Annotated in this window: 15 protein-coding genes and 1 tRNA gene; 9 read left to right on the forward strand and 7 right to left on the reverse strand. The window is 37.5% G+C overall.

The annotated features are described in order from the left end of the window. The first annotated feature begins 796 nt into the window (after positions 1-796). Together H6F47_RS16910 and H6F47_RS16915 are read left to right on the forward strand one after the other, a co-directional pair. Positions 797-1,813, forward strand: coding sequence for a sulfate/molybdate ABC transporter ATP-binding protein (locus tag H6F47_RS16910; RefSeq protein ID WP_137667618.1), 1,017 nt, complete (start codon positions 797-799; stop codon positions 1,811-1,813). A 436-nt stretch (positions 1,814-2,249) separates the two neighbouring features. Further along, entirely contained in the window at positions 2,250-4,244 is a 1,995-nt protein-coding gene (locus tag H6F47_RS16915; protein WP_190346420.1) for a WD40 repeat domain-containing protein, read from the forward strand. A 108-nt stretch (positions 4,245-4,352) separates the two neighbouring features. Here the strand turns inward: H6F47_RS16915 and H6F47_RS16920 are convergent. Continuing rightward, a tRNA-Gly gene (locus tag H6F47_RS16920) sits at positions 4,353-4,424 on the reverse strand. A gap of 396 nt (positions 4,425-4,820) precedes the next feature. Between H6F47_RS16920 and H6F47_RS16925 the strand changes: the two genes are divergently transcribed. Beyond that, positions 4,821-5,696 (forward strand): Npun_R2479 family HD domain-containing metalloprotein, encoded by an 876-nt coding sequence (locus H6F47_RS16925; RefSeq protein WP_096565103.1) that lies wholly within the window; start codon positions 4,821-4,823, stop codon positions 5,694-5,696. Between the two features lie 188 nt (positions 5,697-5,884). After that, positions 5,885-7,000, forward strand: a complete 1,116-nt coding sequence (locus H6F47_RS16930) for an ABC transporter permease (protein ID WP_190650168.1) — start codon at positions 5,885-5,887, stop codon at positions 6,998-7,000. Between the two features lie 124 nt (positions 7,001-7,124). Here H6F47_RS16930 and H6F47_RS16935 read toward each other — a convergent pair whose 3' ends face one another. Both H6F47_RS16935 and H6F47_RS16940 read right to left on the reverse strand, forming a co-directional pair. Further along, positions 7,125-8,150: an ABC transporter permease gene (locus H6F47_RS16935; RefSeq protein ID WP_190650170.1), complete on the reverse strand. Its 1,026-nt coding sequence runs from the start codon at positions 8,148-8,150 to the stop codon at positions 7,125-7,127. A 198-nt stretch (positions 8,151-8,348) separates the two neighbouring features. Then, positions 8,349-10,010 (reverse strand): ABC transporter substrate-binding protein, encoded by a 1,662-nt coding sequence (locus tag H6F47_RS16940; protein WP_190650172.1) that lies wholly within the window; start codon positions 10,008-10,010, stop codon positions 8,349-8,351. Positions 10,011-10,846: 836 nt separating this feature from the next. On the opposite strand from H6F47_RS16940, the gene psbB reads away from it, so the two are divergent. From psbB to H6F47_RS16970, 5 genes are all read left to right on the forward strand, one after another. Next, complete coding sequence (gene psbB, locus H6F47_RS16950) at positions 10,847-12,376, forward strand: photosystem II chlorophyll-binding protein CP47 (protein ID WP_096565114.1); 1,530 nt, start codon at positions 10,847-10,849, stop codon at positions 12,374-12,376. A gap of 98 nt (positions 12,377-12,474) precedes the next feature. Beyond that, entirely contained in the window at positions 12,475-12,582 is a 108-nt protein-coding gene (locus tag H6F47_RS16955; RefSeq protein ID WP_013192567.1) for a photosystem II reaction center protein T, read from the forward strand. 330 nt (positions 12,583-12,912) lie between these two features. Next, positions 12,913-13,944 carry a 30S ribosomal protein S1 gene (locus H6F47_RS16960; protein WP_096565116.1) on the forward strand — a complete coding sequence of 344 codons (1,032 nt, stop codon included), beginning with the start codon at positions 12,913-12,915 and terminating at the stop codon, positions 13,942-13,944. 580 nt (positions 13,945-14,524) lie between these two features. Beyond that, positions 14,525-16,720: a tetratricopeptide repeat protein gene (locus H6F47_RS16965; RefSeq protein ID WP_190650175.1), complete on the forward strand. Its 2,196-nt coding sequence runs from the start codon at positions 14,525-14,527 to the stop codon at positions 16,718-16,720. A gap of 58 nt (positions 16,721-16,778) precedes the next feature. Further along, positions 16,779-17,513 (forward strand): HAD family hydrolase, encoded by a 735-nt coding sequence (locus H6F47_RS16970; protein ID WP_190650176.1) that lies wholly within the window; start codon positions 16,779-16,781, stop codon positions 17,511-17,513. 187 nt (positions 17,514-17,700) lie between these two features. On the opposite strand, the gene ureC is transcribed toward H6F47_RS16970, so the two are convergent. From ureC to H6F47_RS16990, 4 genes are all read right to left on the reverse strand, one after another. After that, complete coding sequence (ureC, locus tag H6F47_RS16975; RefSeq protein ID WP_190650178.1) at positions 17,701-19,428, reverse strand: urease subunit alpha; 1,728 nt, start codon at positions 19,426-19,428, stop codon at positions 17,701-17,703. Positions 19,429-19,492: 64 nt separating this feature from the next. After that, positions 19,493-19,798, reverse strand: coding sequence for an urease subunit beta (locus H6F47_RS16980; protein ID WP_137667605.1), 306 nt, complete (start codon positions 19,796-19,798; stop codon positions 19,493-19,495). A gap of 18 nt (positions 19,799-19,816) precedes the next feature. Continuing rightward, the gene (locus tag H6F47_RS16985; RefSeq protein WP_096565124.1) at positions 19,817-20,473 is read right to left on the reverse strand and encodes a DUF4276 family protein; all 657 of its coding nucleotides are present in this window, start codon (positions 20,471-20,473) and stop codon (positions 19,817-19,819) included. Further along, the gene (locus H6F47_RS16990) at positions 20,470-21,639 is read right to left on the reverse strand and encodes an AAA family ATPase (protein ID WP_190650180.1); all 1,170 of its coding nucleotides are present in this window, start codon (positions 21,637-21,639) and stop codon (positions 20,470-20,472) included. Before H6F47_RS16990 ends, H6F47_RS16985 begins: the two co-directional genes overlap by 4 nt. Between the last annotated feature and the right edge of the window lie 13 nt (positions 21,640-21,652).

The following is a 21,652-nucleotide window of genomic DNA, read 5'->3' on the forward strand; positions in this document are numbered from 1 at the left end:
TCCAATCATATCATATTCGCGGCGAATAAATTCGCCGTTGGCACTTCCTCCACTGTAAGATAGCCAAGTGGCTTCCGTGCCTTTCGGCGATTTTCTTGTGAATCTTGTTCTCAGTATATTAAACGGGTAATTGCTGAAGAAGGTTTAAAAACTGCTGTTGTTAAATCCAGTGTCAGATTTCAAAGTTGTAAACAAGCTAATTTAATTCTGCGATCGCAATCTGAAGAAATAGATGAGGCACTAGAACCACCAACACAAACAGACAATCAACAAAACAGGAAACCTCAGCCAAAAACACCCCTATCATCTTGTCAGGATATTTTTGATGTTGTGGATATCAATACCTATGCCAATTTTCCAAATATAGGTCTGAAACCCAATAAAATCGTGACGATATCAATAGGGTTTCAGCGTTTTGGCGAAGGTATTGGGATATAGGAATTAATTAGACATCTTCAGAAAAGAAATTATGGAACTTATTTATGGGGGCAGGTCGAAGCTTATGGAATATATATATGTCTGATTTTTCCGTTAAATTATCGCCCATAAGCTTCGCCCCTACAACTTATGACAAATTAATACATTCTATTTTGGAGATGTCTATTGTACTGATACCGCTTGTAATTGTCCTGAATTAATCAATATTACTCCTGATTGCGGTGCTTTAGATTGTGGCGGTTGTAGTTGGTAAGATACCGGAAACGATTCCCTATTCCCTATTCCCCATTTATGATATAAATAAAACTACAGTAATTCTACTCCTAAACCGTAGATTAGTCACAGAGGTATAAAACCAGTGGGCATAGTAGTTGAAAATGTGTCTAAGCAATTTGGCAGCTTCCAGGCTGTAGATCAGGTAAGTCTAGAAATCAAAAGTGGTTCACTGGTGGCATTACTAGGACCATCTGGTTCTGGTAAATCTACACTACTGCGGTTAATATCGGGGTTAGAAATGCCGGATAGTGGTAAAATCATTCTCACTGGGAAAGATGCTACCTATCAAAGTGTACAAGAGCGAAATATTGGTTTTGTATTTCAGCATTATGCCTTATTTAAGCACTTAACCGTGAGGCAAAATATCGCCTTTGGCTTAGAAATTCGCAAAGCACCGAAAAAGAAAATACACGGTAAAGTAGAACAACTGTTAGAATTAGTGCAGCTAAGTGGATTAGGCGATCGCTATCCTTCTCAACTTTCAGGAGGACAAAGACAAAGAGTAGCCTTAGCCAGAGCCTTAGCCGTAGAACCTAAAGTATTATTACTAGATGAACCATTTGGGGCGTTAGATGCTAAAGTGCGTAAAGACTTACGTGCTTGGTTACGCCGTCTCCATGACGAAGTTCACGTTACCACCGTGTTTGTAACTCACGATCAAGAAGAAGCTATGGAAGTTTCTGATGAAATCGTAGTTATGAACAAAGGAAAAGTAGAACAAGTAGGAACACCCGCAGAAATTTATGATCATCCTGCTTCGGCTTTTGTAATGAGTTTCATTGGTCCTGTGAATGTTTTACCGAGTTCTGCCAAGATTTTTCAAAGCAGTGGTTTCGACTCAGCTAACCCAGAAATATTTTTACGTCCCCAAGATGTAATTGTCGAAAGAGATGCGAATGGTACAACTGCATCTGCTATAGTTAATCGTGTCATTCATTTGGGTTGGGAAATTCAAGTAGAATTAACCTTGGATGATGGGCAAAATTTTACTGCTCATTTAACACGGGAACGCTTTGATGAGTTAAAATTAGAACCACAAGAGCGAGTTTATGTCAAGCCCAAAGATGCAAAATCTTTCCCGCTTTATTATTCTATTTAACGTAAATTGCTAGTTCTGCAAGAAAGGCTCTCAAATCGAAGTAACAAGGATAAGTAGACAGCAAAAAAGCATGGAACACCATCATAATTCATTCTTGCTCCTGTCTCCAAGCCCTCACGAAGAGACTTTTTCAGCAAACCCTATTTAGAGGTCAACTTAACCCCAAACCCACTCCAGGAGAAGATTAATTAAAATTAAACTTTACCCCTTGCCTGTACTTCTGGAGTGGTTTTTCTGTTATTAATATAATCAATACTAAAGCAACCTATTTTATCCGGATACATCAGGGAATTGAATAGACCTCTCCGAAAAAGATGTAGGGACAATTCATGAATTGTCCCTACGAATGGGTTTCAGGTTATGCTTATGTAATTTTCGGAGATGTCTAATGGTTAAAATTGACTAAGTGTTCATTGTTCTTAGCCTGATAACTTATATGACATTTGATATCGTTGGTGCAGCTGTTGATTTTGTAAATAATACTACTAACAAAATTATTTCAGCCTTTACTAGCCAAACTCTTCTTAAACAAAACCAGATCAATTTATCCGCGACACTGCAAAAAGTTAGACAAGATCAGCGGGTAATCCAAGCAGAAATGGATTACTATCAGCGCAGAGAAGCTAGAAGGCAGGAATTTCTGCAAATTCAAGAAACAACTATTAATTCAGATAATTCGGATAGTTCAGAAATAGAAGTAACATTATTATCAGAAAGAGAAGAAAAATTACTAAGACTGAAGCGGGAAGAAATAGAGGACAGGAGTAAGTTAAGTGCATTATATCTAGATTTAAGTAGAGAAACAACTGCTAAAGAAATTGATTTGAAGCAAAAAGAAATTCAAGGGATTTTTGACCAGCAGAAATGGCCAGGCATTTTAAGTCGTGATGAAGCACAGAGAATTTTTATAGATGAACAAAAGAAACCACGGTTATTGATGTTAGTGCCTCCACCAGATATTAGCGATGACTTTCCTATATCATTCCGTGATAGTCTGAAAAAGGAAATTCGTAATCAACTAAAATTATTTTTAGAGAAATACTATCCCCTATCTGGTGATTATTGCCCAGTAGAATTTTATGGAAAATATTTTGAGCGTTCAATTTTTGATGCTGAAGTCAAACAATTAGAGACAATTTTATCGGCCGTACCCACAGCAATTATTTACACTGATATCACAGATCATGAAGTTTATTTCAATGTGAAATTTTGGGGTCTTCAAGAACCAGTATCTTTATCTTTTGAACCTTGGAACTGGGAAGAATTCAAAGAAAATATTCAGGATGATAGTAATGATGAAACCAAGAGTTTGCGAGCAATTAGGCAAACTATTGTCGTCCTACACAAGTTATTAGCAGCATTCTTGGCGGATTGGTATTATTTGAATATTGATCCAAATTATGAACCTCAATTATTTAAATTAAGTGCAGATTTTCCCACAATCTGGACTAATGAAATGTTAGAAAAACTCAGAGTTGTTATCAAAAAATATAGGGAAGTTTATAACTATGAATTGAAAAATTTAGTATTTCTTCAAATAGAAAAACCAATAATTTGGCGTTGTGTCAATACTCTTTATGGTCATTCAAATTATGTTTTTTCTATAGCTATCAATCCCCAAGGAAAAACTTTTGCCAGTGGTAGTGCAGATAAAAGTATTAAAATTTGGGATATCCAAACGGGAGAACTTCTGCAAAACTTAACGGGTCATTCCAACTATGTTTCCTCAATAGCCTTTTCTGCTGATGGAAACATCATTGCTAGTGGCGGCTATGATAAAACTTTTAAGCTATGGTATGCTCTGAGTAGTAAAACATTCATTGAGCATTCTGGTTGTATAACTTCAGTTGTTTTTGCTCCTAATGGTAATTTGTTGGCAACCGCAAGTATGGATAAAACTATCAAATTATGGGACTTAAACACTGAAAAATTAATATATACTATCACTAAGCATAAAAATTATATTAATTCTCTTGTTTTCAGTGGAGATGGACAAAAGTTAATTAGCTGTGATGCTGACAAGACTATCAAAATATGGAATACCCAAAAAGGTTCAGAAATAAATAGTATTACTGAACATTCAGATGTGATTAATACTATAGCTATTAGTCCTGATAATCAAATTTTTGCTACTGGTAGTCATGACAATACAGTTAAACTTTGGTCTCTGTCTACAGGAGAACTGATTCATACCTTTGATGGTCATACAGATGCAGTCACAAGTGTTGCTTTCAGTCCTGATGGAAAAATTCTAGCTAGTGGCAGTAGTGACAATACAATTAAGCTGTGGCATCTGTATAGTCAAGAACTGATAAATACTCTTTCAGGACATTTATCAACTGTTCATTCTGTAGCTTTTAATGTTGACGGAAATAAGATAATTAGTGGTAGTGCTGATCATACAATCAGGATTTGGCAGTCTGAGCAATAACCTAATATAGCAGGAGTCAAGAGTAAAACCCTCTTCACTGCTATAAAAAACTGTAGCGTTTACTCCTACATTTATTATATTTGGGAAAATAGGACAATAAATTTGGAAAGCGGGTGATGGGACTCGAACCCACGACATTCTGCATGGGAGGCAGACATTCTACCACTGAATTACACCCGCAGATTACAAGTATGGAAATTTAGTCTATGGGCTATTATATCATAAATTCCGCGAAAATCAGTAACGGATTTTTCTAGAACAAATAGGAGGGAAGAGACACAAGACAGTTAATAGCAAAGGATGATAACTTATAAATGAAATTCTTGGGTTGCTAGGAAAAATTGAGATAGATAATGTAAACTTAATCCAATGGCAGTCAGAAGCACCAAAGTCTCTGAGTATAGTAACTTGGTTATTTATTCGATGCGCTTCATAAACGTGAAAAGTTTTATCTTTTTTAGAGTTAGAAAGCGATCGCCCCTTTAACTGGTAAGATAAAGGATTTACATTGAACGAAATTGCAACAGATAAACATGATTATAAAAAATATATACCCTGAGAATCCTCTAATCCTCTATGTTCAATACCACTGAAATTATCATTGATGCTTTTGTAAATCAACTGCGAGAAGGTTATCGACGTACCTACGGCGGTTTAAAAACTGATTATCAAGACATCATAGCTTGGGCTGGTAACATGGCTTTGGAAAACATCGCCAACAGTGATGCTTTATATCACAATGTGGAACACTCTGTTCTCGTTACCCTCGTCGGACAAGAAATTTTGCGTGGTAGACACATCCGAGAAGGAGGAGTTTCCAGCGAAGATTGGTTGCACGTGATTATCTCCTTATTGTGTCACGATATTGGTTATGTCAAAGGAGTTTGCCGCGAAGATCAAGAAGCAGAAAGTTTATATGCTACAGGACAAAATGGCAACATGGTTGCTCTTCCTCCTGGTGCTTCTGATGCTAGTCTCACACCCTATCATGTAGATCGGGCTAAACTATTTATTGATGAAAGATTTGGTGGACATCCTTTGATAGATTCGGAAGTGATCAAGAACAATATTGAACTAACCAGGTTTCCAGTTCCTAGAGCCGATGATCATCAAGATACCACTCATTTTGCCGGCATAGTACGTGCTGCTGATTTGATTGGGCAATTAAGTGATCCCCGTTACCTGAAAAAAATTACAAGTTTATTTTATGAATTTGAAGAAACCGGAGTAAATAAAGCTTTAGGTTATAAAAATCCTGGAGACTTACGCAAAAACTACGCCAAATTTTACTGGAATGGTGTCTATCCTTATATCAAAGAAGGATTGCGTTATCTAGGACTGACACAACAAGGAAAACAAGTTTTAGCTAATCTTTATGCTAATGTGTTTGTGGTCGAACATGAAAAACAGAATGAGGAAATAAGGTATTTAGCTGAACAGTTAAATGGTTAAATCACTAAATTTATGTAGCTTCTATTTCAGGCTGGTAATGGGTAATTGGTAGTTGTGAAATTAGCCACTCTTAACTTTTACTTGATCTATAAATAGAAACTTACATACATTAGAGATTTAGCTGAATGAATTACTAACTCTATTAATTATCATTCATTGTTTTGTAAATAAGTTTTGTCAAAAAAATTATGAATTGGTTGCAAAAACTCAAAAAAAATTCCTTAGCAAGATTTGGGGCAATTATACTATTAGTGTTCTATTTAGCAGTCATTGGGGCTGACTTTATCGCACCTTATAATCCTTATGATTCACAGCCAAATGGTTCGCTATTGCCACCTACCCGCATTTATTGGGTTTCTCCAGAGGGTAAATTTATCGGACCCCATATTTATCCAACAATTCAAGGAGATACAAATCTAGAAACAGGGGAACGTAAGTTAATTGTAGATTTTAAACAGCCTTCACCTTTGGCTTTATTTGTTTCCGGTCCAGAATATAGATTATTTCAACTCAGTTTACCCCTACCTACCAAATGGGATGAAGTTACTATTATTCCTGGTATTCCCCTAAATTTGCATTTATTTGGTTCTACAGGTGAAGCCAAATTTAATATTTTAGGTACTGATGAACAAGGACGGGATCAATTTAGCCGTCTGCTTTATGGTGGTAGGATTAGTTTATTTATTGGGATTTTTGGCATCATCATTACCTATCCTTTGGGTTTAATAATCGGTGGTATTTCTGGTTATTTTGGAGGTGTAATTGATAGTGTGATTATGCGTTTAGCAGAAGTGTTAATGACTTTTCCCAGCATTTATTTGTTAGCAGCATTATCAGGAGTTCTCAGCCCTCAATTAACCAGTACACAACGCTTTTTATTAATAGTTGTAATTACTTCTGTGATCAGTTGGGCAGGTTTAGCTAGAGTAATTCGTGGTCAAGTTTTATCAATTAAAGAAAGAGAATTTGTCCAAGCATCACTGGCAATGGGAGGTAAGCCAATTTATATTATTCTCCGTCATATTTTACCCCAAACTGCCACTTATGTAATTATTTCTGCTACTCTGACCATTCCGAGTTTTATTGGTGCAGAAGCAGTGTTAAGTCTGATTGGTTTAGGTATTCAACAACCTGATCCTTCTTGGGGAAATATGCTTTCTTTAGCTAGTAATGCTTCAATTTTAGTCTTACAACCTTGGCTAGTTTTATCACCTGCTATTTTGATTATTCTGACTGTTTTATCATTCAATTTATTAGGTGATGGGTTAAGAGATGCCCTTGATCCTCGCAGTTTGCAAAGGTAGGTAAAGATCAACAACAAATTTCATCTGGATGAAGTATAAAAGGGCGGGCAAGATGCCCACCCCACAACACTAAAAATCATCAAAAACAGAATTACAAACCAAATGATATAACTAGCAAATTGGGTTAATATCTAATTCGCGGATCTACATAAGCATTAAGAATATCAATCAAAATACTCGCAGTCACAACAATTGCCCCAAAAAATACTAAAATACCCTGCACTGTAAAATAATCCCGTTCAGAAATAGCTTGATATAATCTATTTGCTAATCCTGGCCAAGAAAATGTTACTTCTGTTAAAATTGCCCCTCCCAATAGGGAAGCAAATGTTAATCCTAAGACTGTAATTACAGGTATTAAGGCATTCTTTAAAGCATGGGATATTAAAATCTTATTTTCCGGGATTCCTCGCGCCCTAGCTGCTTCTACATAATCAGCTTTTAATGTTTGTTTTAAATTCACTCTCACAATACGTTCAAAAATACCACTGAGCAAAATTCCTAAAGTGATACTGGGTAAAGCTAAATGATGTAAAGCTGTGAAAAAATTACTCACATTTCCATTTAATAAACTATCAATTGTATATAAACCAGTAAGAGTTGGAGGTGGGGAAATATTAGGAGGAAAACGATTAGAATTAGGAAACCAACGTAATTGAACTGAGAATATTAATTGTAATAACATTCCCGCCCAAAACATGGGGAGTGCATAGGTAATAATGCCAAATAAACGCCCACCAACATCAAAAGAAGTACCGGGACGAGAGGCGGAAAGTGTACCTACTAAAATTCCCACAATTAAAGCTACCAGCATACTACAAACGGCTAATTCTACTGTAGCTGGAAAATGTTGGCTGATAATTTCCCACACATTTTGACCGCGACTGGTTAAGGAAGTTCCTAAATCAAAACGTAGTATATTTCCCAAATAATTGAGATATTGTAACCAGATAGGTAAATTTAAACCTAGTTGTTTTCTGAGTTCTTCCTTAGCACTTTCTGGCGCACGTCCACCAAGAATTGCATCTGCTGGATCTCCAGGAGTGGCTCTTAATAATAAAAAAACAATGGTGATAATAGTTAATAGTTGCAGTGGTGCAAATAGCAACCGAGAAACTATGTAATATTGTAAGGCTTTAGAACGGGACATATTTATTAGGAGTCAGGAGTTCAGGAAGTTCAGGAGTTCAAGGAGTTGAAGGAGTCAGGAGTCTTAGGGGCGAAGCATTCGGGCGACTAATTGTAAATTTTTGTCCCAGGCTATTTTCCGAATGCTTCGCCCGTACAGAAGTCAGGAGTCAGGATAAATATAACTAATGACTAATGACTAATGACTAATGACTAAGAACTACTTCTTAATTGTTCTGTAAATCAAGTTTTGAGTAGGATCAAGTTTGACATCTGTTACGCCTTTTTGGGCAAATACATAATCTTTGTTTTGCCATAGGGGAACGTAAGGAACATCAGTTAAAACTAGATTTTGAATGTCAGTAAAGATTTTCTTTCTCGTTTCTGGGTTTTGTTCTTGACGTTGTTGATCAATGAGTTTATTCATTGTTTCACTATAGTAAAAAGAACCCTGAGTTTGACTTCCACCATCTTCACAACCTTTAGCTTCTGAACCTTTTTCACAGGATAAAAATGGTTGTACATAATTATCTGGATCTAAAAAGTCTGGATACCAGTCTAGCAAAGCGATGGGATATGAACCTTTGGAAATTTCTTTGAAAAATGTTGCCCCTTCTACGGTTTTAACTTCTAGTTGTAATATCCCGTCCATTTTAGTATCAGCTAAGGATTTTAATGTCTGTGCTGCTAAACTCCGGGTGGGTGAACTTGCAGGATACCAAACTTGAATTTGGGCGGGTTTTTCTTTGGAAAAACCTGCGGTAGTTAACAATTTTTTCGCTTCTTCAAATTTACCATCACCATATTTCTCTTTAAATAATGGTTGGGAAACATTGAAGGTTGTGGGAATCATGCTATAAAGTGGATCTGCTTGACCATATAATACCCGTTCATTTAATAATGGACGATCAACGAGTGAGGCGATCGCACTTCTCACTTCTGGTTTATCTAATGGTTGTTGATTTCTGTTCAACACCATATAACTAACTACACTACCTTGAGCAGTGATAGCTTGCCAATCTCCTTTTTTCGCACCATCTTCTAAACTACGAATTTGATCTGGTTGTAAAGATAAATAAGCAACATCAACTGCACCAGTTTTAAAAGCATTAAATAAATTCACTGGACTGGTTTGAATTTGCACATTAACACCTTTATTTGCTGGTTTTTCTCCCCAATATTTCTCAAAAACATCCAATCTTAAAGAATCTGTACCATACTGGGCTAATTTATAAGGACCAGTTCCTACAAAGGTATTAGGTTGAAATTTCCCCGCACCAAGTTCATAAGCTTTAGGTGAAACTGGACACACTCCAGAAAATGCTAATAATGCGGGAAAAGCCGCAAAGGGTTTTTTCAATTTAATTGTAAGTTCATAGTCCCCTGTAGCTTTCACGGATTCAATTGTATCGGAAAGTAGAAAAGATGGTTTACCTTTATTTTCGATAAAACGCTGGATACTAAATGCCATTGCTTTAGCGTTAAAAGGTGTGTCATCGTGAAAAACTACTCCTTCCCGTAGGGGAATGGTGTATGTTAAACCATCTTCACTAACTTTAGGTAAAGCTGTGGCTAGTTGGGGTTTAATTTCTGTACTACCTGGTTCATAAGTATATAGGCGATCGCTCATATTAAAGACTAAACCCAAGGATGCTAACTCATAAGCATCAGCAGGATCAAGGGTTCTCGGTTTTGCTGTTGTCCCGATAGTAATCCTACCATCACTAGCAGGAGTATTCACCGCACCAGGACTAGGTGGTGTAGTTGGTTGGGGACTTGGAGTACAGCTTACAGCCAGCAAGAAACACAAGGAGAACAACGACAGGAATTTTGTTACCTTACCCCACCGTCTTATAGACCTGAAAAACCCAGTTATCAACATTAATTTTTCTAAAATCAGCAGTTAATCATTTTAATATATATGTTATATTTATAAGCTGTTTTTCATATCAAAGATTTTCATCCTTGTAAAACTTGAGCAGCAGTCAACTTGAGTTCTGGAAATATGGGAGAAACTATCAAGCTGTCATTTTCATACACCTGCTCGTCATAAAATGTTACCTTTGTTATTACAAATAATTGTTGGTTCTACATCTGCAATAACCCGATCTACTAAATTATCTAGGTCTTGACTTGCTTGCTGAGTAGTAATTGCATCCATTTTATCCTCCTTTATTTGTTGAATAGTGGTTGAATTATAGCCTATAAATTTCAGCATTAAAATCAAGGACAGGAATGTGTAAATCTCGTCAATATAAGTTATGTTATTTTTCAACAAGCGATCGCCATGGAAATCATAGTCCTAATTTTATACCAAACGAACAGCTTTATTGTATATTTAGAATAATTTAAGCTTAACCAGTGCCTCAGATGATAAATAGTAGCATTGTGGGCATGAGTAGGGATATCTGATGCAAAAACTAGCTAATCACATCTATTTAGGAGCTTGCAAAGAGTTCCATCAATAGTTACACTTTTTAAAATATTCTCATTTTTGCTGATCGCCAAAACAGCTACTTCCTGAAAGTCACGAACTCAGGGAATTAACTTGTGACAGCGAATAAGCGATAATAAACTACAGAGTAATCTGTGGTTAAACTCAAGACTGGCAATAACAAAAACTCAGAGAGACTTCTGGGTGGTAGTTTACCTCCCTCAGAACCTCAGTAAGAAAATTGCTTTGTAAACAAACTAACTCTTCGAGGAGGAGCGTAGTCGATGGGACTACCCTGGTACCGAGTACATACAGTGGTTCTGAACGATCCAGGCCGACTGATTTCTGTACACTTGATGCACACAGCCCTAGTTGCTGGCTGGGCTGGTTCAATGGCGCTTTACGAACTGGCTGTTTACGACCCCAGTGATCCAGTTCTCAACCCCATGTGGAGACAAGGGATGTTCGTACTTCCCTTTATGTCACGTTTAGGCGTAACCGAATCCTGGGGCGGCTGGAGCGTCACCGGTGGCACAGCAGTAGATCCTGGCTTCTGGTCATTTGAAGGCGTTGCTGCTGCTCACATCGTTCTTTCTGGTTTATTATTCCTAGCAGCCGTTTGGCACTGGGTTTTCTGGGATTTAGAACTATTTAGAGATCCCCGCACAGGCGAACCCGCCTTAGACTTGCCAAAAATGTTTGGCATCCACCTGTTCTTATCTGGTTTACTTTGCTTTGGTTTCGGTGCTTTTCACTTAACCGGTCTATTTGGACCTGGGATGTGGGTTTCCGATGCTTACGGTATAACTGGTAGCATCCAACCAGTAGCACCAGAATGGGGACCAGCCGGGTTTAACCCCTTTAACCCCGGTGGTGTTGTAGCTCACCACATTGCAGCTGGTGTAGTTGGTATTATTGCTGGTTTATTCCACCTCACAGTTCGTCCTCCCGAAAGGCTCTACAAAGCCCTACGGATGGGTAACATTGAAACCGTACTTTCCAGCAGTATCGCTGCGGTATTCTTCGCTGCTTTCATAGTTGCTGGTACTATGTGGTACGGTAACGCTACCACCCCCATCGAACTGTTTGGACCTACCCGCTATCAGTGGGATCAAGGTTACTTCCGTCAAGAAATTCAGCGCCGTGTGCAAAATAGTGTTGCTAACGGTGCAAGCTTGTCCGAAGCTTGGTCACAAATCCCCGAAAAATTGGCCTTCTACGACTATGTAGGAAATAGCCCCGCTAAAGGTGGTTTATTCCGTACCGGTCCAATGGTTAAAGGCGATGGTATTGCCCAATCTTGGCAAGGTCACGCAGTCTTCACAGATGCAGAAGGACGCGAACTCACAGTACGTCGTCTACCTAACTTCTTTGAAACCTTCCCTGTAATTTTGACCGATAAAGATGGAGTTGTCCGCGCTGACATTCCTTTCCGTCGGGCAGAATCTAAATACAGCTTCGAGCAAACAGGCGTTACTGTTAGCTTCTACGGTGGTGATTTGAATGGTAAAACATTCACAGATCCCGCCGATGTGAAGAAATATGCTCGTAAGGCTCAAGGCGGCGAAATCTTTGAATTTGACCGCGAAACCTTAAACTCTGATGGTGTATTCCGTACATCTCCCAGAGGTTGGTTTACCTTTGGTCACGCTGTCTTTGCGCTCTTGTTCTTCTTTGGTCACCTCTGGCATGGTTCTAGAACCATCTACCGCGATGTATTCGCAGGTGTGGAAGCGGATCTAGAAGAACAAGTAGAGTGGGGTCTGTTCCAGAAATTGGGTGACAAGACCACTCGTGTTCGTAAGGAAGCTTAAACAAGCATGAAGTAAAAAGTATGAAGTTTTATGACTTCATGCTTTTTACTCTGCTTGGTAAACTAAAATTACTGGCTGGATAGGCAGGAAATCCTAATATGGAAAGCGTTGCATACATTTTGATTTTGACCCTAGCAATAGGTGTTCTCTTTTTTGCGATCGCATTTCGCGAACCTCCCCGCTTTGAGAGAAAAGAGAAAGACTAAGAAGTTAAACACTGTCAGCGGTTAGCTTTCAGCTATCTCAGACTTAACACTTTTTTAAGTAAGATTCAAATCCGTTGCTGCATATTTATGTGGCAACGGATAATATTTTGATATAGTGCTGACTGCTGACTACTGACCCCTAACTTGCAAAAAGTGAAAAAAATTTTGGGATATGATATAATATCATATCTGGAAGATAATATGTGTGAACCTAGCTCTTCTGCGCTAGGATTAACAAGGATGTAAGTGTAGACTTATTTAAAAGCCCTCGCATATACATCATTAATTGTGACAAAAACTTACGGAGACTAGAACCAGGAACAAAACAGCATGGTCAATCAGAATTTAACCGCTACAGAAATTGGATTTACTCACGAAGATTTCGCTGCTCTACTTGATAAGTACGATTATCACTTCAGCCCTGGTGATATAGTACCAGGTACAGTGTTTAGTATAGAGCCGCGCGGCGCTCTGATTGACATTGGTGCTAAAACAGCAGCATACATACCTATACAGGAAATGTCTATTAACCGGGTTGATGCCCCGGAAGAAGTCTTACAATCAAACGAAACACGGGAATTTTTCATCCTCACTGATGAAAACGAAGATGGTCAGTTAACCCTGTCCATTCGTCGTATTGAATACATGAGAGCATGGGAAAGAGTACGGCAATTACAGGCAGAAGATGCTACTGTCCGTTCTGGTGTGTTTGCTACTAATCGTGGGGGCGCATTGGTACGCATTGAGGGACTACGTGGTTTTATCCCCGGTTCTCATATTAGTACCCGCAAACCAAAAGAAGAATTGGTAGGGGAAGAATTACCCTTAAAATTCCTAGAAGTAGATGAAGAACGTAACCGTTTGGTTCTCTCCCATCGTCGGGCGCTGGTTGAGCGCAAGATGAACCGTTTGGAAGTGGGAGAAGTAGTAATTGGTACTGTTCGTGGTATCAAACCCTACGGTGCATTTATTGACATCGGCGGTGTTAGCGGACTACTCCACATTTCTGAGATTTCCCACGAGCATATTGACACACCTCACAGCGTCTTCAATGTCAATGATGAATTGAAAGTCATGATCATTGATTTGGATGCAGAAAGAGGACGCATTTCGCTGTCTACCAAGCAGTTAGAACCAGAACCCGGTGATATGATCAAAAACCGCGATTTGGTCTATGATAAGGCGGAAGAAATGGCAGCTAAGTATAGGGAACAAATGTTAGCTAAACAGCAAGGTATAGCTGTTGCACCAGCGGAAGCAGCAGAAGCTGCACCAGTTGAAGGAGTAGAAGCTGTAGCTGAAGCAGAAATTCCACCAGCAACTGAAGTTGAAGAGGAAATTCCAGCAGCTATTGAAGAGTAATATATCTGTAGTTGTGATTATTTGCAACAAAGTATTTAATAAAGAGGGAATATCCCTCTTTTTTTGTGTTCATAATTTTAGGACTAACGCCAGGCTTACTTAGACTTCTCTCAGTACAAGTCGCTCACTTACCACTGAATCTTATAGCGAAACCTTACACCTATTTTCTTTTTTATCACCCTCAGGACTCAAACCCTTGCGTAGATAAGGTCAATACATCAATCAAATAACCAAAAACGCCTGGAAACCAAATATACCAATAAACTAATCAAAACCATGTCAAAGTCAATTGGGGTATAGGTTTGAGCCTATTTTATTAGTGTTTTTTGCCTAATTCCCCTTATGTAAGAGTGAGAATGTGGTTACAATTCTCAGAATAAATTATCAGAATATTTTATTAGAAACAGTAAGAGTGTTATTGTTGTATATACAAGTATGAAGTGATAATATTACCATTAAGTGTATAATATAGACTTAATTAATACTCATAATTAAATTTATAGAAAGCTAACTATGAGTATTAACACTTTCATAAATATCTTAATTGATTATAAAAGTTTATTTTTGAAGTACAAATTATATGACTCAAATGAATCTAAGTAAAGTGCAGCAATTCTTAAAATTTACATTTTGCATCTTGCTGTCATTAATTATGAGTATGACAGAAATTAGTATCCCTATCCCTGGTTTGTCTTTTCATACTGTCATATCAGCTAGAGCTTTAAGCAATTCTGCGTTATCAGATAATTTTTATGTTAAAGCTCCCTTATTATCTGATAATTCTATTTTTCGGGCTTCTTTAAAATTGCTATTTGATTTATCAAAAAATTTACAAATTAATTTCAATCCAAGTTTAATAAGCTATTTAGCACCAACAATTAATCTTGCGCCTTCCCTATCTTTAATAGGTAACGTTAATTTCGTTGTGGATAAAGTAGAAATTAATTTTATCAAGAATAACTATAAAGAATCTGATCCTATATATAGTTCATTATCTTCCTATGAAAATGGTGTAAAAGCCATAGAAGATAATGATGATGATGAAGCAATTAAATATTTTAATTCAGCATTAGCTAAAAACGCAAATTTTGCAGAAGCCTACGTAGCATTAGGTCAAATTTATTCTAAACTAGGTGATTTGCAAACAGTAATGGAATATAAAACATTAGAAGAAGGTATTGATAATCATAATACAAAAAGGTATTTGCAACAAGCCAAAAGATATCATGAACAAGCAAAAAAATATCAGGAAAGAGCAATAGAAAATTATAATAAAGCAATAGAAGTTGACCCCAAACTAAAACATATTAACGAGGATAAAATTAGATATATTGATCCATTGCTGGGAAGAGCCACTGTTTATGTTAAACTGGCAGAATATGAAAAAGCTCTCGATGATTTCAATACTGCAATTGACCGTAACCCAAACCTTGCGAATGGTTATATAGGTCGTGCTGCTATCTATATTCAACAGGGAGAACTTCACAAAGCACTTGCAGATTTGAACGAGTTAATTATATACCGTGATCCTAAACATCCAGTTGCAAATTTTAAACTCGGTTCTATTAATGCAGAATTAAAAAATTATCAAGACGCAATTCAAAATTTTACTAAAGTAATTGATAATAAGAGCCAAGATGCAGCTAATTATTATGCTGATGCTTATTATAAAAGAGGTATAGCTAACTTAAATTTAAAAGAATATCAAAAGGCAGTCAATGATTTTAGGGAAGCGATTAAACTAGATAATAATTATGTGGAAGCCTACTATAACCAAGGAGTTGCTTTAGCTGCTTTAGGTGACTACACAAAAGCTACTGAATTTTGTCAGCAAGCACTAAATCTTAACCCTGATTTTACAGAAATTAGTAATCCATCATGTACTACTCGTTATAATCTTCATCATGAAGGGATGTTTGCTGCTGTTAATTCAGTGGCTATTAGTCCTGATGGAAAAATCCTTGCCAGTGGTAGTGATGATAAAACAATTAAATTGTGGAATATAGCAACAGGAGAAGAAATTCAAACTCTTACTGGTCATTCAGGTTCGATTCGGACTATTAGTTTTAGTCCTGATGGAAAAATCCTTGCTAGTGGTAGTAGTGATAAAACAATTAAATTGTGGAATATAGCAACAGGAGAAGAAATTCAAACTCTTACTGGTGATTCAGGTTGGATTTGGACTATTAGTTTTAGTCCTGATGGAAAAATCCTTGCTAGTGGTAGTAGTGATAAAACAATTAAATTGTGGGATATAGCAACAGGAGAAGAAATTCAAACTCTTACTGGTCATTCAGATTGGATTCGGACTATTAGTTTTAGTCCTGATGGAAAAACCCTTGCTAGTGGTAGTGATGACAAAACAGTTAAATTATGGGATATAGCAACAGGAGAAGAAATTCAAACTCTTGGTGGTCGTTCAGATTCGATTCGGACTATTAGTTTTAGTCCTGATGGAAAAATCCTTGCTAGTGGTAGTGATGATAAAACAATTAAATTGTGGAAGATAGAACCACTGAAAACTATTACTATTACTGGTCATTATGCGCCAATTACAACTATTTCTTTCAGTCCTGATGGAAAAATCCTTGCTAGTGGTAGTGATGATAAAACAATTAAATTGTGGGATTTGCAAACCGGCACAAAAATCATGACACTTTATGGTCATTTATCTTTTGTAGAATCACTTGCTTTCAGTCCAGATAGTCAAACTCTGGTAAGTGGTGGTTATGATAAAACCGTAAAAGTATGGTCATTATCGGATTTATTCAATTGAAAGAAAAACCAATAAGGTGATTAATTAAATTGTGAATTAGCAAAATAACAGAGGTTACATGATAACTATCAAATGTGGTGACATCACCTTTTCCGATATTCAAGCGATTTTATTTGACAAAAATGGTACATTGGAAGACTCAGAAACCTATTTGCGATCGCTCGGACAAAAAGCAGCACGAATCATAGATGCACAAATTCCCGGTATTGGCGAACCATTATTAATGGCTTTTGGTATTAATGGTAATATACTAGATCCTGCTGGTTTAATGTCTGTAGCCAGTCGCAAAGAAACCGAAGTAGCTGCTGCTGCATACATAGCTGAAACCGGAAGAGGGTGGTTTGAATCTTTAAAAATTGCTCGTCAAGCTTTAGTAGAAGCTGATCAATATGTGAGTCAAACTCCCGCACCTCTTTTTCCTGGTGTCTTAGATATTTTAAGATCACTATCAGCAACAGGATTAAAACTGGGTATTCTTTCAGCCGCAACCACTGGGGAAGTGCAAAAATTTGTCATCACTCATCATCTCAGAGATTACCTGCAATTAGAAATGGGAGTTGATGAAGGTCCGAGTAAACCGGATCCAATATTATTTTTACAGGCTTGCCAAACTTTAGGCATACCACCGGGAGCTACTTTGATGGTAGGCGATTCAGTGGGTGATATGCAAATGGCGCGTCATGCTAAAGCTGCCGGTTGTATTGGTATTACTTGGGTTAATAATACAGATAATGTTAAAGGTGCAGATGTGGTAATTAATCAACTTAATGAAATTCAGATTTTAGAAGCATAGAAAATCAAAAGTCAGGAGTCAAAAGTCAGGAGTCAGGAGTGGTAGGGGCGAAGCATTCGGGCGACAAATTATCAATTTTTCTCCAAGCCTATTTTCCTGTAAGGGCGAAGCATTCGGGCGACAAATTATCAATTTTCTGAACAGGCTATTTTCCGAATGCTTCGCCCCTACTTCGCCCGTACAGGAGTCAAAACAAAAAGTATCTTTGCGCCATTGGTAAAACCGTTGCAGGTTCACAGGTTAATAATTCCCCATCTGCACGAACTTCATAAGTTTCTGGATCTACTTCAATTTGCGGTAAGGCATCATTTAATTTCATATCTCGCTTAGTAATTTGTCGAGTTCCCGAAACCGCAACAATTGATTTTTTTAAGCCTAACATTTGGGGAATTTCTCTTTCTAAACCGACTTGAGAAATAAAAGTTAATGATGTTGCATGACGCGCACCGGCAAAACTACCAAACATAGGACGAGTATGCACAGGTTGAGGTGTGGGAATACTAGCATTAGCATCACCCATTTGTGACCAAGCAATCATTCCCCCTTTAATAACTATTTCTGGTTTGACACCAAAAAACGCAGGTTGCCATAAACACAAATCAGCAATTTTTCCCTCTTCCACAGAACCAACATAGTCAGCAATACCATGTGTAATGGCTGGGTTTATTGTGTATTTCGCAACATATCTTTTAGCGCGGAAATTGTCTGACCTCTCCCCCAACCCCTCTCCTACAAGGTGAGGGGAGAGTGTTCCCCGTTGAACTTTCATTTTATGGGCAGTTTGCCAAGTTCTAATTATTACCTCTCCTACTCTTCCCATTGCTTGAGAATCGGAAGCAATCATACTAAACGCGCCTAAATCGTGCAGAATATCTTCAGCAGCGATAGTTTCTCTACGAATACGGGATTCAGCAAAGGCAACATCTTCAGGAATACTAGGATCTAAGTGATGACATACCATTAACATATCTAGGTGTTCATCTAAGGTATTAAACGTATAGGGACGGGTGGGGTTAGTAGAAGATGGTAAAACGTTGGTTTGTCCACAAACTTTAATAATATCCGGTGCGTGTCCTCCCCCAGCGCCTTCGGTGTGGTAGGTGTGAATAGCACGATGTTTAAAAGCAGCGATGGTATCTTCTACAAAACCGGCTTCGTTTAATGTATCAGTGTGAATTGCTACTTGTACATCATATTCATCGGCAATGGTTAAACAAGTATCAATAGTTGCAGGGTTTGTTCCCCAATCTTCATGGAGTTTTAAACCTATTACCCCGGCTTCTACTTGTTCTCTCAGAGCTTGGGGCTGACTGGTGTTACCTTTGCCTAAAAATCCCAAGTTAACAGGGAAAGCGTCAGCAGCTTGCAGCATTCGGTAAATATTCCATGGTCCTGGTGTGCAAGTTGTGGCATTTGTTCCCGTAGCTGGTCCTGTTCCTCCACCGATCATGGTTGTGATACCGGAGGCGATCGCTACTTCTATTTGTTGGGGACAGATAAAATGGATGTGGGTATCTATTCCCCCTGCGGTGAGTATCATTCCTTCACCGGCTAAAGCTTCTGTTCCCGGTCCAATAATAATATCTATATTATCTTGAATATAGGGATTTCCGGCTTTACCAATTTTATAAATTTTACCATCTTTAATGCCGATATCTGCTTTTACAATACCCCACCAATCGAGAATCAAAGCATTAGTAATTACTAAGTCTACAGCACCATCGGCGTTAGAAATGGGAGATTGTCCCATGCCATCTCTAATTACTTTACCACCCCCGAATTTTACTTCATCACCATAAGTTGTAAAATCTCTTTCTACTTCTATAAATAGTTCAGTATCTGCTAGTCTGATTTTGTCGCCTACTGTTGGTCCGTAGGTGTCAGCGTAGGCGCGGCGGTTCATTCTGTAGGGCATTTTTTTTATCCTTTTTTTATCACGCAGAGGCGCAGAGGCGCAGAGAGAGGTTTAAGAGAGAGGTTTAGAGTTTTCCGTTTATTTTGTTGTTGAATCCGTATATTTGGCGACTACCAACTAGGGGAATAAGGGTGATTTCTTTTTCGTCTCCTGGTTCAAATCTGACTGCTGTTCCTGCGGGGATGTCTAATCTCATTCCTCGTGCTTTTTCTCTGTCAAATTGTAGGGCGTTATTGACTTCATAAAAGTGAAAGTGTGAACCAATTTGTATGGGTCTGTCTCCGGTGTTTGCTACTATTAATTTAGTGGTGGGACGATTTACGTTGAGTTCGATTTCTCCTGGGGGGGTAATGATTTCTCCGGGGATCATAACTGGATGTCTCCTAATTTACAAATTTTCTAAAAATTGTACAAAGGGTTTAAAAGCTTGTGGACATAGTTCTGCTATATCTTGATATCTAGCAATTCCTAAAATTCTTGGTGCATCTATAGATTCTTTATAACGTTTACCATAGTTTTTGAATATCTCCTCTACTATTCTTTTAGGTGGAATGTCATGATTTTGGTCTTCAACTGGGATTGTCCATGTTTGTGTTATATTATTAATGCCAAGGATACTTGATAATTCACTTTCAGCAGCTAAAATTAATGCTTCTAAATCATGCTGAAAGCAGAACACTTTCAAGCGTTCTTCTAATCGGCGATCATTAATTCCTTTGCGGTGTAATGCTTGTTCAAAATTATTGAAAATTCCTTGTACTAATTCTGCACAGGTTTCATGAGGAAACCCTTTATTTTTAGGATATAAATCAGGTATAATAACTACAGTTGAATCTTGCTGATTTTTCAGAATATTCACTGCTCTAATTGGAGTTTGAGTTAATAAATCTTTTTTAGCATCTCCACCTCTACTATTATCATTACCTTTAACAGCAAAAAATTCAATACTTATACCCTGGTTTAGTTTCTCTTCAATTAATGGTGCTAGTAATGCTTCCATTGCTGATTTATCAGATGTCCCCTCAACATAAACTAAAATTCTCATGGAAGTCTCTCTAGTTCATCGCTACGGTGTAATTGTTCTATTTCATCTGAACCGAAATCATCAAGCATATCAATTAAAATTGGCGAATTTCCAGGCTTAATAAATTTTGCTGCTCCATTTTCTTTTCTAAGTACAGCAATTTGAGAAATATCAAACTGTGTGAGAAAATAAGATGAGTGAGTTGCTAATAAAATTTGTGTGCGTTCAGATGCTTTTTCAAATAAACCAGCTAGAACCGGAAGTGTACGGGGATGTACACCTTGATCTGGTTCATCAATACAAATTAAAGATGGTGGATTTGGTTGTACACATAAACAAATCCAACAAATTAACCGCAAAATTCCATCTGATAAATCAGCTAAACTTAATTCTTGATCAACTCCTGATTCTTGCCAAAATGCTATAACTTCTCCTGGTCCCCCTCGTGCTTTTACTTTTAAACCTTTAAAACCAGGAATGACAGAACGTAAATGTTGTTGTAGTTCATCAAATGCTGTTATATGTTCAGTCATTAAAGAGAAAAGAACTGAACTTAAATTACCTGCATCCTCATGTAAAATCGGTTGTTGTTCAATGGGTACTGATTTCCGAATTTTATCATTTGCTATATTAAATGAACTATAAAATCTCCATTCTCGAATATAGTCACGTAAGTTATATAAAGTTTCTAATGATGGATTTGTCATTGCACTTAAAGCAAGTTGATTAGGTCGTTTTAAGGCAATTTCTTGCTGTGTAAATTTTTTAGTATCAGGATTTTGCACCACTCCTTTATTACCTTGAATATCCATATATATGTATGGATTACTATATTTATCGCTAAAAGGTTGAGATGATTCTACTCGTTCATAGGAAACCTGAGTTCTACCAACTGGACCAATGAGTTCTCCTAAATATCTAATACCAATTGGAAGACCTGTATCAATTTCAATATCCCATTGAAACTTTTCTGGTCCCGGAATATGAAAAATCTGTTGTCCAATAGAACCAGGAACTATTTCTGGAGGTATATCTTGAAAAAGACTATCTCGTAAAAATTTGAGAAATTCAAATAAACTTGACTTACCTGCACCATTTGCACCAACAATAATTTCTAGTGGTTCTAATGGTGCTGCAAAATTCCTAAAAGGTCGATAACCTTGAATATTGATTGATTTTAATCTCATATTGTTTGTTGAT

Source organism: Sphaerospermopsis sp. FACHB-1094 (assembly GCF_014696195.1).
In the GTDB taxonomy this organism is placed as follows: Bacteria; Cyanobacteriota; Cyanobacteriia; order Cyanobacteriales; family Nostocaceae; genus Sphaerospermopsis; species Sphaerospermopsis kisseleviana.